The 16,187-nt window shown below is 52.4% G+C and carries 14 protein-coding genes and 1 pseudogene; 6 read left to right on the top strand and 9 right to left on the bottom strand.

Going from position 1 to position 16,187, the window contains the following annotated elements; all coding sequences use genetic code 11:
* Window positions 1–2: 2 nt before the first annotated feature.
* Complete coding sequence (pntA, locus tag JBO43_RS00470; protein WP_202673463.1) at window positions 3–1,532, bottom strand: Re/Si-specific NAD(P)(+) transhydrogenase subunit alpha; 1,530 nt, start codon at window positions 1,530–1,532, stop codon at window positions 3–5.
* 535 nt (window positions 1,533–2,067) lie between these two features.
* Here pntA and ydgH point away from each other — a divergent pair.
* The 3 genes from ydgH (at window position 2,068) to folM (ending at window position 5,342) form a co-directional block, all read left to right on the top strand.
* Window positions 2,068–3,012, top strand: coding sequence for a DUF1471 family protein YdgH (ydgH, locus tag JBO43_RS00465; protein ID WP_095281858.1), 945 nt, complete (start codon window positions 2,068–2,070; stop codon window positions 3,010–3,012).
* A gap of 184 nt (window positions 3,013–3,196) precedes the next feature.
* Entirely contained in the window at window positions 3,197–4,579 is a 1,383-nt protein-coding gene (locus tag JBO43_RS00460; RefSeq protein ID WP_202673462.1) for an amino acid permease, read from the top strand.
* 40 nt (window positions 4,580–4,619) lie between these two features.
* The gene (gene folM, locus JBO43_RS00455) at window positions 4,620–5,342 is read left to right on the top strand and encodes a dihydromonapterin reductase (protein ID WP_095281855.1); all 723 of its coding nucleotides are present in this window, start codon (window positions 4,620–4,622) and stop codon (window positions 5,340–5,342) included.
* Here folM and JBO43_RS00450 read toward each other — a convergent pair.
* On the bottom strand, window positions 5,339–5,674 hold the full coding sequence (locus JBO43_RS00450) for a GlpM family protein (protein WP_202673461.1): 336 nt from the start codon (window positions 5,672–5,674) through the stop codon (window positions 5,339–5,341). The two genes, folM and JBO43_RS00450, sit on opposite strands and share 4 nt — an antisense overlap.
* Before the next feature lie 128 nt (window positions 5,675–5,802).
* Here JBO43_RS00450 and rstA point away from each other — a divergent pair, with 128 nt between their 5' ends.
* Complete coding sequence (gene rstA, locus JBO43_RS00445) at window positions 5,803–6,519, top strand: two-component system response regulator RstA (protein ID WP_103949057.1); 717 nt, start codon at window positions 5,803–5,805, stop codon at window positions 6,517–6,519.
* Window positions 6,520–6,678: 159 nt separating this feature from the next.
* On the opposite strand, the gene JBO43_RS23110 is transcribed toward rstA, so the two are convergent.
* Window positions 6,679–8,601 (bottom strand): acyltransferase family protein, encoded by a 1,923-nt coding sequence (locus JBO43_RS23110; protein WP_202673460.1) that lies wholly within the window; start codon window positions 8,599–8,601, stop codon window positions 6,679–6,681.
* Window positions 8,602–9,169: 568 nt separating this feature from the next.
* Between JBO43_RS23110 and JBO43_RS00435 the strand changes: the two are divergent.
* A pseudogene (locus tag JBO43_RS00435) lies at window positions 9,170–9,535 on the top strand (tyrosine-type recombinase/integrase); the annotation flags it as partial.
* 29 nt (window positions 9,536–9,564) lie between these two features.
* Window positions 9,565–10,872, top strand: a complete 1,308-nt coding sequence (gene rstB, locus JBO43_RS00430; RefSeq protein ID WP_103946385.1) for a two-component system sensor histidine kinase RstB — start codon at window positions 9,565–9,567, stop codon at window positions 10,870–10,872.
* Here the strand turns inward: rstB and nikR are convergent.
* Genes nikR through nikA form a run of 6 tightly spaced genes read right to left on the bottom strand, consistent with a single transcriptional unit; the run spans window position 10,869 to window position 16,165 of the window.
* Window positions 10,869–11,270: a nickel-responsive transcriptional regulator NikR gene (gene nikR / locus JBO43_RS00425; RefSeq protein ID WP_095281849.1), complete on the bottom strand. Its 402-nt coding sequence runs from the start codon at window positions 11,268–11,270 to the stop codon at window positions 10,869–10,871. The genes rstB and nikR overlap by 4 nt on opposite strands.
* A 15-nt stretch (window positions 11,271–11,285) precedes the next feature.
* The gene (gene nikE / locus JBO43_RS00420) at window positions 11,286–12,059 is read right to left on the bottom strand and encodes a nickel import ATP-binding protein NikE (RefSeq protein WP_202673459.1); all 774 of its coding nucleotides are present in this window, start codon (window positions 12,057–12,059) and stop codon (window positions 11,286–11,288) included.
* Window positions 12,056–12,820, bottom strand: coding sequence for a nickel import ATP-binding protein NikD (gene nikD, locus JBO43_RS00415; protein WP_202673458.1), 765 nt, complete (start codon window positions 12,818–12,820; stop codon window positions 12,056–12,058). Before nikD ends, nikE begins: the two co-directional genes overlap by 4 nt.
* Window positions 12,820–13,653 (bottom strand): nickel ABC transporter permease subunit NikC, encoded by an 834-nt coding sequence (gene nikC, locus JBO43_RS00410; RefSeq protein WP_103946387.1) that lies wholly within the window; start codon window positions 13,651–13,653, stop codon window positions 12,820–12,822. Before nikC ends, nikD begins: the two co-directional genes overlap by 1 nt.
* Window positions 13,650–14,594, bottom strand: coding sequence for a nickel ABC transporter permease subunit NikB (gene nikB, locus JBO43_RS00405; protein ID WP_202673457.1), 945 nt, complete (start codon window positions 14,592–14,594; stop codon window positions 13,650–13,652). The genes nikC and nikB overlap by 4 nt, the downstream gene beginning before the upstream one ends.
* Window positions 14,594–16,165 carry a nickel ABC transporter substrate-binding protein gene (gene nikA, locus JBO43_RS00400; RefSeq protein WP_202673456.1) on the bottom strand — a complete coding sequence of 524 codons (1,572 nt, stop codon included), beginning with the start codon at window positions 16,163–16,165 and terminating at the stop codon, window positions 14,594–14,596. The genes nikB and nikA overlap by 1 nt, the downstream gene beginning before the upstream one ends.
* Window positions 16,166–16,187 lie beyond the last annotated feature (22 nt).

Raw genomic sequence — 16,187 nt, 5'->3', positions numbered from 1 at the left:
CCTTAGCCTTTACGAAACATTTTCAGCATGCGCTGAGTCACGGTGAAACCACCGAAAATATTGATACTGGCGATAAGCACCGCGATAAAGCTCAGGAAGCTAATCCAGCCGCCGTGACCAATCTGCAGTAACGCACCCACCACAATAATCCCTGAAATGGCGTTTGTGACCGACATCAGCGGCGTATGCAGCGCGTGAGACACATTCCACACCACGTAATAACCAACCACGCACGACAGCGCAAAGACGGTAAAGTGGCCGAGGAACTCTTTCGGTGCCACATCAGCCAGCCAGCCGAACAGAATAATCACCAGCGCCATCAGCGCATATTTGCGCCACGGAGAAACGGGTTTAGGCGGTTCTTTTGGTACAGGAGCGGCTTTCGCTGCGGCTTGCGGTTGTGCAGAAACCTGAATCGGCGGTGCAGGCCAGGTGATTTCGCCATCACGGATGACCGTAACGCCGCGTACCACCACATCATCAAAATCAACCACTACGTTGCCGTCTTTCTCTTTGCACAGCAGTTTCAGCAAGTTAACAAGGTTGGTGCCATACAGCTGGGAAGATTGTGTAGGCAGACGGCCTGGCAAGTCGGTATAACCGATGATTTTTACGCCATTCGCCGTAGTCATCACTTCGTTTGGCACGGTGTATTCGCAGTTACCGCCGTTCTGGGAGGCCAGATCGACAATCACGCTGCCGGCTTTCATCGAATCAACCATTTCACGGGTGATCAGCTTCGGAGCCGGTTTACCCGGGATCAGCGCCGTGGTGACGATGATATCGACATCTTTAGCCTGGGCCGCAAACAGTTCCATTTCCGCTTTGATGAACGCTTCAGACATCACTTTGGCGTAGCCATCACCGCTGCCCGCTTCTTCCTTGAAATCCAGCTCAAGGAACTCTGCGCCCATACTCTGGACCTGTTCTTTTACTTCCGGGCGGGTATCAAAGGCGCGAACGATGGCGCCAAGGCTGTTGGCCGCGCCGATCGCGGCAAGACCGGCGACACCCGCACCAATCACCATCACTTTTGCTGGCGGAACTTTACCCGCAGCAGTGATTTGACCGGTAAAGAAGCGGCCAAATTCATGGGCAGCTTCAACAATCGCACGATAACCGGCGATATTCGCCATAGAACTCAGCGCATCCAGCGACTGGGCGCGCGAAATACGCGGCACGGAGTCCATCGCCATCACGGTAACACCGCGCGCGGCGAGCTTTTCCATCAGCTCCGGGTTCTGTGCAGGCCAGACGAAACTCACCAGCGTCGTCCCAGGATTCAACAGCGCAATTTCGCTCTCGGTTGGCGCGTTCACCTTCAGAATCACCGGCGCTTGCCAAATTTCAGCCTCGCCCACAATCTCGGCGCCAGCCTGAATAAATGCCTCGTCATCGAAGCTCGCCAGTTTACCCGCGCCGCTTTCTACCGCGACGGTGAAACCCAGTTTAAGTAACTGCTCAACCGTTTTCGGCGTAGCAGCAACGCGGGTTTCATTGGCTAACCGTTCTTTTGGTACCCCAATACGCATAGTTTTCCCTTCCATCGGTTCTTGATGATGGTTTGTCGATAAATGACCGTGGTTTGCATAAGCATTCGATACGTGCTCGCTCTGCCGGATGAAAAACCGCGGAAAATAAAACAGTAACAAACTTTCTATAACCTACTGAAAATACCGCCTGTGATCTACAGCAAGAAAACACTATTTCTGACTTTATCTGTGAAAAATAAGTGATCGCCGTCTCTGACAGCGATATTTACCTTAATTTCATCGCCAGGCCCGATAAATAGCTCAAGCGAAGCGGTAAAAACATGATATAGCGCCGTATTAAAACAACTTATTAACATTAAATTAACTTGTAAAAGTCATATGCTTAATCAGTTTTACTGCTCAAACGCCTGTTTACTCGACATATCAGCAAATGTTATCGAATTTGATCCTGTCGCGAGCACAGGGAGTGAAAAATCGCGCAGACAGCGACGGGATTTAAATGCCATAATCGGCGACGATTTCAAATTAACAACAACACCAGTACCTGGTTTGCGCAAGGCGAAGGATTATTTTTATGAAGCTTAAGAACACTCTCCTGGCGTCCGCACTCCTTTCTGCGACCGCCCTGTCCGCTAACGCAGCGACAGAGTTAACGCCGGAGCAAGCGGCAGCGTTGAAGCCTTACGATCGTGCAATCATTGTCGGTCGTTTTAACGCCATTGGCGACACCATTGAAGCCGCATCCAAGCAGGCCGATAAAGTCGGCGCGGACTCATTTTATGTCGTTGATCGATCTGACTACGGTAACAGCGGCAATCAGCGCGTCATCGTAGCACTGTATAAAAACGACGCGCCGAAAGCTGACGCGCCGAAAAACCGCGTGATTAATGGTGTGACCGAACTGCCAAAGGACCAGGCTATTGCCCTGGAGCCCTATGATACTGTCACCATCCAGGGTTTTTATCGCACCCAGCCTGAAGTGAACGATGCCATCACCAAAGCGGCAAAAGCCAAAGGCGCGGCCTCTTTCTATATCGTGCGCCAGATTGACGCCAACCAGGGCGGCAACCAGCGTATCACCGCTTTTATCTATAAAGCCGATGCGAAAAAACGCGTCCTGCAAAGCCCGGATGTGATCCCGGCAGATTCTGATGCGGGTCGCGCAGCCATTGCAAAAGGCGGCGAAGCAGCGAAGAAAGTTGAGATCCCAGGCGTAGCAATGTCTGCGGCACCAAGCGCTGAAGTGGGTCGTTTCTTTGAAACACAGACGACCAAAGGTGGCCGTTACACTGTCACTCTGCCAGACGGCACTAAAATTGAAGAGTTGAACAACACCACTGCTGCGCAGATGGTTCCGTTCGACAGCATTAAGTTCACCGGAAACTACGGCAACATGACCGAAGTCTCTTATCAGGTGGCGAAGCGTGCGCAGAAGAAAGGGGCTAAGTATTATCACATCACCCGCCAGTGGCAGGAACGTGGTAATAACATGACCATCAGCGCTGACCTGTACAAGTAACAAAACAGGTGTGAAAAGGCGGCGCAATGCCGCCTTTTTTGTAACTTTTATCTAATTTCTGCCTCACATCATTGCATGCCTGCAAGACACTCCGTAAAATCCCGCGCCTTAGTGTGATCCACCATTTTTATGCGCTTATGCGAAATAATTATTCTGGATTTGGACCTTTCATAACAGGAAGCCAATGGAAAAGAAACTTGGCCTAAGCGCTTTAACTGCGCTCGTTTTAAGCTCCATGCTGGGCGCAGGCGTATTCAGTTTGCCGCAGAATATGGCGGAAGTCGCCAGCCCAGCGGCGCTGCTCATCGGTTGGGGGATCACCGGTGTCGGGATCTTACTGCTGGCCTTTGCCATGCTCTTACTCACGCGCATCCGCCCGGATCTGGACGGCGGCATATTTACCTATGCTCGCGAAGGTTTTGGCGAGCTGATTGGCTTCTGCTCTGCCTGGGGCTACTGGCTCTGTGCGGTGATCGCTAATGTCTCCTATCTGGTGATCGTCTTCTCCGCGCTGAGCTTCTTTACCGATACGCCTGAATTGCGCTTCTTTGGTGATGGCAATACCTGGCAATCCATCATCGGTGCTTCAGTGCTGCTGTGGCTGGTTCACTGGCTGGTACTGCGCGGCGTGCAGACAGCGGCGAGCATCAATTTGGTGGCAACGCTGGCAAAACTGGTTCCGCTGGGTCTGTTCATTGTTCTGGCGTTTATCGCGTTTCGTCTCGATGTGTTCAGCCTCGATTTCAGCGGTGTCGCGCTCGGCGTGCCGGTCTGGGAACAGGTGAAAAACACCATGCTGATCACCCTATGGGTGTTTATCGGTGTGGAAGGCGCGGTGGTGGTGTCGGCGCGAGCGCGTAACAAGCGCGACGTCGGTCGGGCCACGCTGCTGGCGGTGCTGGCTGCACTCAGCGTCTATCTGCTGGTGACGCTACTCTCTATCGGTGTGGTGGCTCGCCCAGAGCTTGCTGAAATGCGCAATCCGTCGATGGCTGGCCTGATGGTCAAAATGATGGGGTCCTGGGGCGATGTGGTGATTGCCGCAGGGCTGATTGTCTCGGTCTGCGGCGCATACCTGAGCTGGACCATTATGGCAGCTGAAGTGCCGTTCCTGGCCGCGACGCATAAAGCCTTCCCGCGTCTTTTCGCCCGTCAGAATAAAAACAGCGCGCCTTCCGCATCGCTATGGCTGACCAACATCAGCGTGCAGGTCTGTCTGGTGCTGATCTGGCTCACAGGCTCAGACTATAACACCCTGCTGACCATCGCCTCCGAAATGATTCTGGTACCCTATTTCTTAGTCGGCGCATATTTGCTAAAAATAGCCACCCGCCCGGCACATTACATGGTCGGTGTCGGTGCCTGCGTCTATGGGTTATGGTTATTGTATGCGTCAGGGCCAATGCATCTGCTGCTGTCCGTTGTGCTGTACGCACCGGGCCTGCTGGTGTTTATCTACGCCCGCCGCACGCATCAGCTCGGACACGCCTTGAAGCGCCGTGAAATGGCGTTGATTGGCATGTTACTGGTTGCTGCCGTACCGGCAACGTGGATGTTGATGGGATAAGCGACGTTTTTCCCATTGTCGAACGGAAAAGGAGAACACGATGGGAAACACACAGCAACGCCCGATTCTCATTACGGGTGCAGGCCGACGTATCGGCCTCGCCCTTGCCCACCACTTTCTTAACCAACACCAGCCGGTGATTGTCAGCTACCGTACTGAATACGGCTCCATCGAAGGATTAAGACGCGCTGGCGCGGTGTGCATTCAAGCTGATTTCTCTACGGATGCCGGGATTCTCGACTTTGCCGATAACGTAAAATCGGCCACTGGCGGCCTGCGTGCCATCGTGCATAACGCCAGCGCCTGGCAGGCTGAAAAGCCGGGAACGCCGCTCAGTGAGACTCTCGCAGCGATGATGCAAATCCACGTTCACGCCCCCTATCTGCTCAATCATGCGTTGCAGGATTTACTCTGCGGGCACGGTCATGCCGCCAGCGATATCATTCACTTTACCGATTATGTGGTGGAGCGCGGGAGCGACAAACATATCGCCTATGCGGCGAGCAAGGCGGCGCTGGATAACATGACCCGTTCGTTCGCCCGCAAGCTGGCCCCGGAGGTCAAGGTCAATGCCATCGCCCCGTCATTGATTATGTTCAACGACGATGACGATGCGGAATATCGCCAGAAAGCGCTCAATAAATCGCTGATGAAAATCGCACCGGGCGAGAAAGAGGTCATTGACCTTATCGACTACTTGCTGACCAGTTGCTACGTCACCGGTCGTTCGTTTGGCGTGGACGGCGGCCGTCCGCTGAATTAGTGAAAACGGCTCCAGAAGAATATCAACACCCAGGCGCTGAGGCTCCAGCACACCACGGCGCCGCCCAGCGCCAGCGGAAGGCGCATTATGGCGGTGAAATACCACAGGGAAAGCAGATAGATAAAATAGGGAATGATCGACCACATGCCAAACACGATGGTGGTCCGCAGCGCCTCAATTCCCCGCTCAGAGGCCACAATATAATGGGCAATCAGCGCAAAGGTCGGAAATAGCGGGATCAGCCCGGCGATATAGTAATTTTTAGTCTTCGCTAAAATGCCAATCAGCACCACCACCAGCGCACCCAGCGCGGCTTTGATCAAAAGCGCCATCCATTTTCCCTTAACAATCAAACAACAATTAAGCCCAGAATAACGGAACTGAGGTTAATTTTGAAAGATTAATGGAAGGTTAAGGTTGCGCGGTGTATGTTGGCTTTTTTCGCGAAAACAGACGTTGTATGAATAAGATCGTTTTTGTTGAGGATGAACCCGAAGTCGGCCAGCTGATCGCCGCCTATCTGGGAAAACACGATATGGATGTTATCGTTGAGCCGCGTGGCGACCGGGCTGAAGAAGTGGTGCTGCGCGAGAAACCCGACCTGGTACTGCTGGATATCATGCTGCCCGGCAAAGACGGGATGACCGTGTGTCGCGATCTGCGCGCGCAGTGGGATGGTCCGATCGTGCTGCTCACGTCGCTCGACAGCGACATGAACCATATTTTGTCGCTGGAAATGGGTGCCAACGATTATATTCTCAAAACCACGCCGCCTGCGGTGCTGCTGGCGCGTCTGCGTTTGCACCTGCGCCAGCGTGTTGCAACCGAGAGCCAACCCCCTTCTGCTGCACTCACACCGCACAAAGCGATGCGCTTCGGCACCTTATCTATCGATCCCGTTAACCGCCAGGTATTACTTTCCGGCGTGGATATTGCCCTCTCGACCGCTGATTTTGACCTGCTGTGGGAGCTTGCCACCCACGCCGGACAAATTATGGATCGCGATGCTCTGCTGAAAAACCTGCGCGGCGTAAGCTACGACGGTATGGATCGCAGCGTTGACGTGGCCATTTCGCGCCTGCGTAAAAAGCTGCTGGATAACGCCACCGAACCATACCGCATCAAAACCGTGCGTAACAAAGGCTACTTGTTCGCGCCGCACGCCTGGGAAACTTGATGATTTTCAATCGCCAATAAGGCCAAAGATGCCGGAGGAGTACCGACTACGACATCATCTGGCTGGGATCTCAAAAAAATACGTGGAACTAAATCGGTCTATTTACAGCTCTTTAGTAAGTTGAGCATTAAAGAAAAAACCCGCCGAAGCGGGTTTTAATTAAATATCTTTAAGATTAACAAATAATGCGTTCCCTATCGATTTCGCACCGTATTTTGTCAAGTGAACATAATCATAAAAAATGGGTTTATTATCTCGAGTAAGTACCCTACACGTAAATTCATCGGGACAAATAAAACTCAACAAGTCAATAAACTTAACACCTTTGATATTCCCCAAGTTAGCATTTATTATCAAAGCATCTTTATCTACAAACCCATGAGCATATTTATCAACACCATATAAACGACCGAAGGCATTGACTATATCAATACTACTTTTAGAAAGGTTTTTCCGCCCAAACACATATATTTCCGCTTTTGAATTATCTTTTATAAACTCAATGCCTTTTTGAACATATGAATCAAGGTTATTCTCATAAAACATTGCTACATATATTCTATCTGCTGTAGCCAGAAGTTTAGGATCTGTTGCGGCAGCTATTTGTTTAAGACACTTAGGGATGCGTCCAGGATCCGCTATTGTTCTTTTATTTATTTTATTAAAGAACTCTCCAGACTCTTTCTCATTAACATAAGGCGTTGCGCATTGATAATCCACTGTGCGTGCAATTACATCAAATTTGTTTATCACCCCCGATTCATTCATCATATTTATAACATCTGCAGACTGTGAATCGCCAATTACAAGAACTCTCTGTTTTGAATGACTTGAATCAAAGCTATCACGTTTTACCAACGCTGATTGTAGTTGCCAAGTATAATCCTTAGCTACCTCAGACGAGAGATTATTAATATTCTGGACTTCTTTAGGTAGTCGCCATTCCCAGCCCTTATTTGCCCAACTTGTGGCTGCCGGCAAAGTCAGAAAAACAATGAACGCCATACATACCATAGTGAACGCCGGGCCACTAAGTGATTTGTTTGTCTGAAATCTAAATTTACGTTCTACACAATAGTATAACAAGTAACTTGCAATTAGAGTCGCGCAGCACATTAAAACAATCCACATTATGGATGGTTTTGCAACGAGGACGTAGGACCACAACACATATAAAGGCCAATGGACTAGATATAAAGAATAACTTATTTCTCCAATATGGCTCGCTACTTTATTAGCTGTAAAGATTCTAAAAATTGAACCCTCGCCTGAAAAAATAAGCAATGCCGCACCGACACATGGAATTAAAGCGAAATACCCGGGGAAAGATATGTTTCTTATGTCATAAAAAAATATTGGAATTAACACCAAAGCCAATCCTAGAATATATAAAAAGCTACTCATATGTCTGCGAATTCGAACCCCATCACAGAACACCACAATAGCCCCAATAACAAACTCATGCATCCTAAACCAAGGGAGATAGAATGCACCACTAGAATCGACATTTAAATAGTAAAATGAAACACAGGAGAAGCAGATGATAAATATCAATACAGAAATAAATCTATAAACACCCTTCAGATACTTTACAATACCTATTACAATTATAGGCCACAACAAATAGAATTGAAGCTCAACACTCAGAGACCAGGTATGTAACAGAGGCTTGATATTAGAAAAACTATCAAAATATCCGGATTGCATCCAGAAATAAAAATTTGAAATCCCTGCGAGAGAATATACAACGGAACCAGAAAAAGAGGCAAAGTCAGCTGGCCCAAGTAAATAAAAAGAAAATATAAATGTTAAAAATATAACAACCAATAAAGCTGGAATCAGTCTGCGGGTTCTTCGTAAATAAAAATCTGAAAAAGAAAACTTATCCTTCGTAAAGGCTGAGACTATTCCTTTCGTTATCAAATAGCCACTAATAACAAAAAAGATATCTACACCAACAAACCCACCATTAAAGCCACTAACATCAAAATGATACAATATAACGGAAATGACCGCGATGGCGCGTAACCCGTCTATGTCTGCACGATAATTAGTTTTGTTTTTTACTGAGGTAACAGTCACTTACTGTCTCACAATTCAAATCGCAAAACGGCAATCTACCACATACCTGTCTGGTGATGAAGATTAGGTTACAAAATATTGCTGATTACTTTTAAAAGTGATTTCTACTGAGTTAATGTAAGACATCAATGTTACTTGTCAGAACTTGATCTCTAATGTAAAAAAATGAAATTATGCTTCATCTTAGACTCCCCCAGTTAGCCTACGTAAAGGACACGACTTTACCTCAGTGTTCCAAAGGCTATTTTCGGGCATCTCTAAAGGTAAATCTCACCAACTGCCAGAAGGCACATCATGGATGCACTTTACTTCAATCACCTTAATGTAGTTACTTATCATCAACTTACACTCAAATAGACAAACTATGATTTTGCGGTCTGCTTTTAGTTGAGCCTCGGCGATTCTCAATGCATCTAATCCCGCGGGGGCCATTAGATGGCGAAAGTTATCATTAGGTTTAGGCAAGGCCATCAGAACCATTAAATTACTTGAGTCAACCCTTAGCGCGCTGAATGCATAAAAATGACTGACCATTTCCCCAATGCTGCCTATTACTATTCAGCACTGAGAGTTCGGAAGAAGCGAAACCCAGTATTTGAATTTTGTTTTTATGCCGAGGGCATTGAGAGATAAGCAGGTTGCACATAATCTTGGCTCGATTAACTCGATCTGGAACGTGGCCGTTCGGAGAGCGAACATCCGACGCCGCCGCCCTTATCAAACGCGCCATACGTTTGCATGTTGGTTATTGTCAGCCGGGGCAAACCCTGCTTTCATAGCAACTCAAATGGGACATGAAAACGCACAGATGGTTTATACCGTTTACTCTGCCTGGATACATGCTTTGGACGGCGATCAGATTGCGTTCCTCAACAAGCGCATAGATGAATACAACACTGCCCCCATAGTGCCCCTGAAGGTAAAATCAGTTTAGCTAACTCATTGTATTTATGGTGTGATTTCATGAAAAAGCTGTTTGTGCAGTTTTATCTTTTGCTGTTTGTCTGTTTTCTGGTGATGACCATGCTGGTCGGGCTGGTCTATAAGTTTACCGCCGAGCGCGCGGGCAAGCAGTCGCTGGATGACCTGATGAAAAGCTCGCTGTATCTGATGCGCAGCGAATTGCGTGAGATCCCGCCGCATGATTGGGCGCGCACGCTGAAAGAGCTGGACCTGAATCTGTCGTTTAATATGCGCATCGAACCGCTTAAAAATTACGATCTCGATGCCCCTACGACGCAACGCCTGCGCGACGGAGACATCGTGGCGTTAGACGATCAGTACACTTTTATTCAGCGTATCCCGCGCAGCCATTACGTGCTGGCGGTCGGTCCCGTACCCTATTTGTATTTTTTGCATCAGATGCGTCTGCTCGATATGGCGCTGCTGGCGTTTATCGCTATCTCGCTGGCCTTTCCGGTTTTTATCTGGATGCGCCCGCACTGGCAGGATATGTTGCGTCTGGAATCCGCCGCGCAGCGTTTTGGCGACGGGCATCTTACCGAACGTATCCATTTTGACAGCGCCTCCAGCTTTGAGCGTCTGGGCGTGGCGTTTAACCAGATGGCCGATAACATTAATGCCCTGATCGCGAGTAAAAAGTTACTGATTGACGGCATCGCACACGAACTGCGTACCCCGCTGGTGCGCCTGCGCTATCGCCTGGAGATGAGCGAAAACCTGACGGAAGCAGAATTGCAGGCGCTTAATCGTGATGTGGGCCAGCTTGAAGCGCTGATCGAAGAGCTGCTGACCTACGCCCGACTCGATCGCCCGCAGAACGAGCTTAAACTCAGTACGCCCGATTTGTCTGCGTGGATAAGCAGCCATATCGAAGATGTGCAAAGTGTGAATCCACAGCGCACGCTGCTGCTGGATAACAGCCCCGGCGATTACGGTGCGCTGGATATGCGCCTGATGGAGCGCGTGCTGGATAACCTGGTCAACAACGCCCTGCGTTACAGCGAAAACCAGCTTCGCATCAGCTTGCATTTGAACGGTAGCGAAGCCAGTTTAGCGGTGGAAGATGACGGACCAGGCATTGCGCCAGACGAGCGTGAGCGGGTGTTTGAGCCGTTTGTGCGCCTCGACCCAAGTCGCGACCGCGCGACGGGCGGCTGCGGTCTGGGACTGGCGATTGTGCACTCTATCGCCCAGGCAATGGGCGGCCACGTGAGCTGCGACGCCAGTGAATTAGGCGGCGCGAAGTTCTGCTTTAGCTGGCCGGTCTATCACCACATCACGCTTCCTGACCCTGTCGGACGGACTTAGTCCTCGTCAGGTAAGCACTGCAAATGCCCATGCCGCACGCCACGCTGGGCAATAACATCATCGGCAAAATGCTGAATATCGCCCATATCACCTTTTAACACCGCGATCTCCAGACAATCCTCGTGGCTAACGTGGACGTGCAGCGTGGCCACCGACAGATCGTGATGATGGTGTTGCGTCGAAACCAGCCGCCGCGCCAGATCGCGCTTCTCGTGCTCATACACATACGACAGCACCGCAAACCCGTTTCTGCCGTGCTCCTGGGCGGTCTCTTGCGCCAGCGCACCGCGCAGAATATCGCGGAGCGCCTCCGAGCGATTGTTGTAACCTCTGCGCTGACTCAGGCTATCCAGCGTCTGGAGCAAATCATCATCGAGGGTAATAGTGACACGTTGCATCGGGTGTAAACCTTCTTAACTGGCGCATCGGCGCACGGGGAATGGGGGAAGTACCGCGTTTTGTAGCTCGCGTCCGGCGTCAGAGAAAAACGTTAAAGCCTCACCCACTGTCTGGGTCTCAACGATTTTCCCGGCCTCCATCACCATAACCCGATCGCAAAACCGCTCTACCAGACGCAGATCATGGGTGATAAACAGGCACGCTGTCCCGAATTGTTGCTGGAGTTTTTTAAGCAAGCGAATCACGTTCGCCTGCAAGACCAGGTCAAGATTCGACACCGCTTCATCGAGGATTAATAGCTTCGGTTCAACGGCCAGCGCCCGCGCAAGACATACGCGCTGCAATTGACCCCCGCTCAGCTGTGGAGGACGTTTAGTGAGAAGCGCATCATCCAGTTCTACCGCACGCAGCAGTTCGCGGGATCGGATTATCTGCTCGGTTTTTGATAAGGACAGAAGATGGCGCATCGGCTCGCGCAGGATTTCACTGACGGTTTTACGCGGATTTACCGCGCTGATCGCATCCTGAAACACCATCTGAATCTCGCGACGAAACGCTTTTTGTCTGGCCCGATTGAGCTGTGAAAGCGAGTCGCCCCGCCAGAACACCTCGCCCTGGCCGGGGGATTCCAGCCCTACCAGCAAACGCGCCAGCGTGCTTTTCCCACAGCCGCTGCGGCCCAACAGAGCCACGGTTTCGCCGGTTTTGAGGCTCATGGCGACATCGTTAAGCACCCGCTCTGAAGGCGTATACTGATGCGAAAGTGCAGAAACAGACAGTAAGGTCATGACGTTAACTCCATGCCATACAGCGCCAGATGTGCCGACACCAGACCGTGCGTCACCGGATGCGTCGGCGCACGGAACAGCGCGTCAACTTCGCCCTGCTCCACAATCACGCCGTTATCCATTACCGCCACGTCATCCGCCAGGCGAGCAACCACGCCCATATCGTGCGTCACCAGCAGCATTCCAGGTGCGCGAGTTTGCATGATGCTGTCCAGCAGATCGAGAATCCGCGACTGCGCCACGGCATCCAGATCGGTGGTCGGTTCATCGGCGATGATAAACGGCGCATCGCACAGCATCACAATGGCGATCATCATCCGCTGTAACATGCCGCCACTCATTTCGAACGGATAAAGCTTCAGCACCCGCGACGCCTCTTCCAGCCCAACGGCTTCCAGCGCGGCGATAAGGGCCCTGGCGTCTGACGGTTTATCCAGCGCCAGACAGGTTTCGCGGGCGTGCGTCGTCATGGTATGCAGCGGGTTAAAGGCGCTGCGCGGGTTTTGCATAATAGTGGCGATCTTCATTCCGCGAAGGCTATCCGGCGCGATTAACCTGCCGTCCGCCAGAATCTGGCCCGCCGTCTGACGCACACCGGCGGGCAACACGCCAAGCATGGCCGCGCAGGTCAGGGATTTCCCACTGCCACTTCCGCCGACCAGCGCCAGCACGCGTCCACGCCTGAGCGTCAAAGAAACGCCTTTCACCAGCGGGCGATCCGCTTCAAGCACGAGATTCTGTAAATCAATACGTTGTGGCATCAGTGGGCATGCTCCGTGAGCAGATGAGGATCGAGGTGATCGCGCAGGGCGTCACCCACCAGATTAAAGGCCATTACGCTGATAAACAGCGCCACCCCAGGCCAGACCATTTGCAGCGGCTGCGTCCAGATATACTGGCGCGCATCGTTGATCATCACGCCCCATTCGGCGGTTGGCGCGGTCACACCTAAGCCGAGGAAGGACATCCCGGCGACGTGCAGCATCATATGGCCGATATCGAGCGTCGCCAGCACCAGCAGCGACGGCAGTGCAGCCCCGGTGAGATGATCGATAAAAATGCGTAGATTTCCGGCTCCTGAAAGGCGCGATGCGAGGACAAATTCTCGTTGGCGCAGGGCGATCACCAGACTGCGTACCATCCGCGCATACCAGGCCCAGTGGGACAGCGCGATGGCGATGATGACGTTGGTCAGCCCCGTCCCCAGTACGCCCACGAGGAAGAACGACAGAATCGAGGTCGGAAAGGTCATGAACATATCGGCGACGCGCATGGTGATCTGATCGACTCGCCCGCCAAGCAGCCCGGCAGCGCCACCAACCACCATCCCTACTATCAGCACTAACAGCAGGCAGGCCATCACTGAGCCGAGCGACACGCGGGTGGCCGCCAGCAAACGAGAAAAAATGTCGCGCCCGAGATGGTCGGTGCCCAGCCAGTGCTGGCTGTCCGGCGACAACAGCCGCGAAGGCAAGTCAATCGCCTGCGGATCAAACGGCAGCCACCACTGGCTGGTCAGCGCCACCAGCGCCAGCAACGCGATAATGACCAGCGCCAGGCGAACGGAAAAACGCGCGGAACGATAGAAATTCACGAATGCGCTCCTTCATGACGACGAATGCGTGGGTCGAGCGCCGCGTTCAGCACATCCACCGCCAGATTGCAGAGGACAAACACCACCACCATGATCAGCGTAAAGCACTGGATGACCGGATAGTCGCGGTTAAAAATCGCCGAGACCGCATAGCGCCCCACACCCGGCCAGGCAAAGATGTTCTCAATGATCATCGTCCCGCCAATCAGCTCGCCGATATGCATCCCCACGGCGGTGATCATCGGCAGCGAGGCATTGCGCAGAATGTGACGCCGCTCGGTTTGCTTGTGATTCAGACCGCGCAAACGCGCCCAGGTGACGTGGCGCTGCCCGGCGACGTCGAGCATGCTGGCCCGCAGCAGTCGGGCATTGATCGCCAACGACATAAACGCAATTGACACGGCGGGCAGAATCAAATGCTGCCAGTCACCGTAGCCCATCGCCGGGAGCCATTTGAGCCATACCGAGAAGCACATTACCAGCAGGAAGGCGAGCCAGAAGTTAGGCATCGAGACACCGAGAAAGGAAATCACCCGCACAATGAAATCGGGCAGACGGTCACGATGACGCGCCGCCCAAATCCCCAGCGGCACCGACGTGAGCAAGATCAGCACCAGCGCCGCACCGGCCAGCAGCAGCGTGGCAGGCAAAAAATTCAGAACATCGTCCAGCACCGGGCGCTGAGTGGCGAATGACACCCCGAAATCGAGATGCAACGCTCGCCAAAGCCAGGTGCCGTACTGCACGATTAAAGGCTGATCCAGCCCGAGCATCACCCGCGTCGACGCAACCATTTCCGGCGTGGGCGGCAGATTCGACAGACGAAGATAATCCAGCGCCGGATCGCCGGTCCCAAGACGCAGCATCAGAAAGATAATCACCGAGGCGGCGAATACCATCGGGACCAGCAGCAGTATGCGCCGCAAAATAGAGCGCCCCATCAGGGTTTCACCGGCTGGATCTGTTCAAACGGAATGTCGGACGCGATGGGCGCGAACGGGATCACGCCCAGCGCTGGTTTCGCCACCACCATCATCGACACATAGCTGATGGGCAGATAAACCGCGTCATTGTGCAGGCGAGTTAAGATATCGCGGTACAACGCCTGACGCTGCGTTTCATCGGTCGTCGAAAGCACTTCGCCGATCTCTTTGTCGATAACCGGTTTATCTGCGAGGCCCAGCTGAGCCTGGTAATCGGCATGAGAGGGAACGCGCATTGAGCTCATAAAAGCATGCGGGTCGTAGGGCGCGCCCCAGGTGCGGTTGAAGATCATGCCAAAGCGACCGTCGCGCTGACGAGCGTAAATACTGCTCTCCTCTTCGCCTACCAGTGCCACGTCGACGCCCACCTGACGCATATCGGCCTGAATGATTTCCGCCATTGATTTGCTCAGAGCATCGGTGCCGATATAAGACAGTTCAATCCGCAGCGGCTGACCGTTTTTCTCGCGGATCGCTTTTCCGCTGTGCGCCTTCCATCCGGCCTGTTCCAGCAGCGCTTTCGCCTGTTGCGGATCGTACTGACGCGGTTTCAGGCCAATGTTCGCGTAAGGCACTGTCGGAGCAAACAGCGTCTCCGCCACCTGCTGCGTGCCGTACAGGGCGTTGTCAATCAGGGATTTTTTGTTGACCGCGTAGTTCAGCGCTTCGCGCACGGCGAGATCGTCCGTCGGCGTTTTGGCGGAGTTAAGCGCCAGCATCACCGTTTCTACGGGCTGAGAAAGCTGAGTACGATAGTGTGCGCTTTGGCTAAAGCGGGCAAAGGTATCCAGCGGTAACAACCCTTCGTTGCCGTAAAGCAGGTCAATATCCCCCGTTTCAAAGGCCACGGCTCGGGTGGTCGGGTCCGGGATGACTTTCACCGTAATCTGGCGGATGGCGGGCTTTTCGCCCCAGTAGTGCTCGTTGCGCACCAGTACGTCGTATTGATTGAGTTTTGACTCTTTAAGCACCCACGGACCGGTGCCAATAGGCGCGGTAATGCCGTTCATCGTTTCGTTATTTTTAAACTGCGACGGCGCGATAAAGCGGAAAGGACGCGGCAGCGCGAGTTCTTGCAGGAACGGGTAATAGGCGCTTTTCAGCGTAATTTGCAGCTCGGTGTTATTGAGCGCTTTAACATCGACAATCTGCCGGGCCAGCTCCAGCCAGGCGTGGCGCTGACGGTTATCCAGTACCGCACGGAAGTTCTCGGCGGCGGCCTGAGCAGTGAAGGGTTCACCGTTGGAAAATGTGACATTGTCACGCAACCTAAATAGCCAGGTTTTGCCATCCGCCGAGTGGGTCCAGCTTTTCGCCAGCCAGGGTTTAACCGAACCGTCGGTCTGGTATTTCACCAGTGGCTCGTACACCATGCTCTGAGCAAACATTTGATTGGGCGTATAAAGATGGGGATTGAGCGGTCCTACATTGACGGGCCACGCGGTTGTCAGTTCGTCGGGTGCGCCTGCCTGCGCGAAAAACGACACGCACGCCAGCAGCGCGCAGACAAAACGGCCAGATCTGGACAAAAGTTGCCTCTTACCCTTTCGG

This window comes from Lelliottia jeotgali (assembly GCF_016771845.1).
Lineage (GTDB): Bacteria > Pseudomonadota > Gammaproteobacteria > Enterobacterales > Enterobacteriaceae > Enterobacter > Enterobacter jeotgali.
The sequence above is the reverse complement of the archived record's forward strand: the minus strand, read 5'-3'. Positions and strand labels throughout refer to the sequence as shown.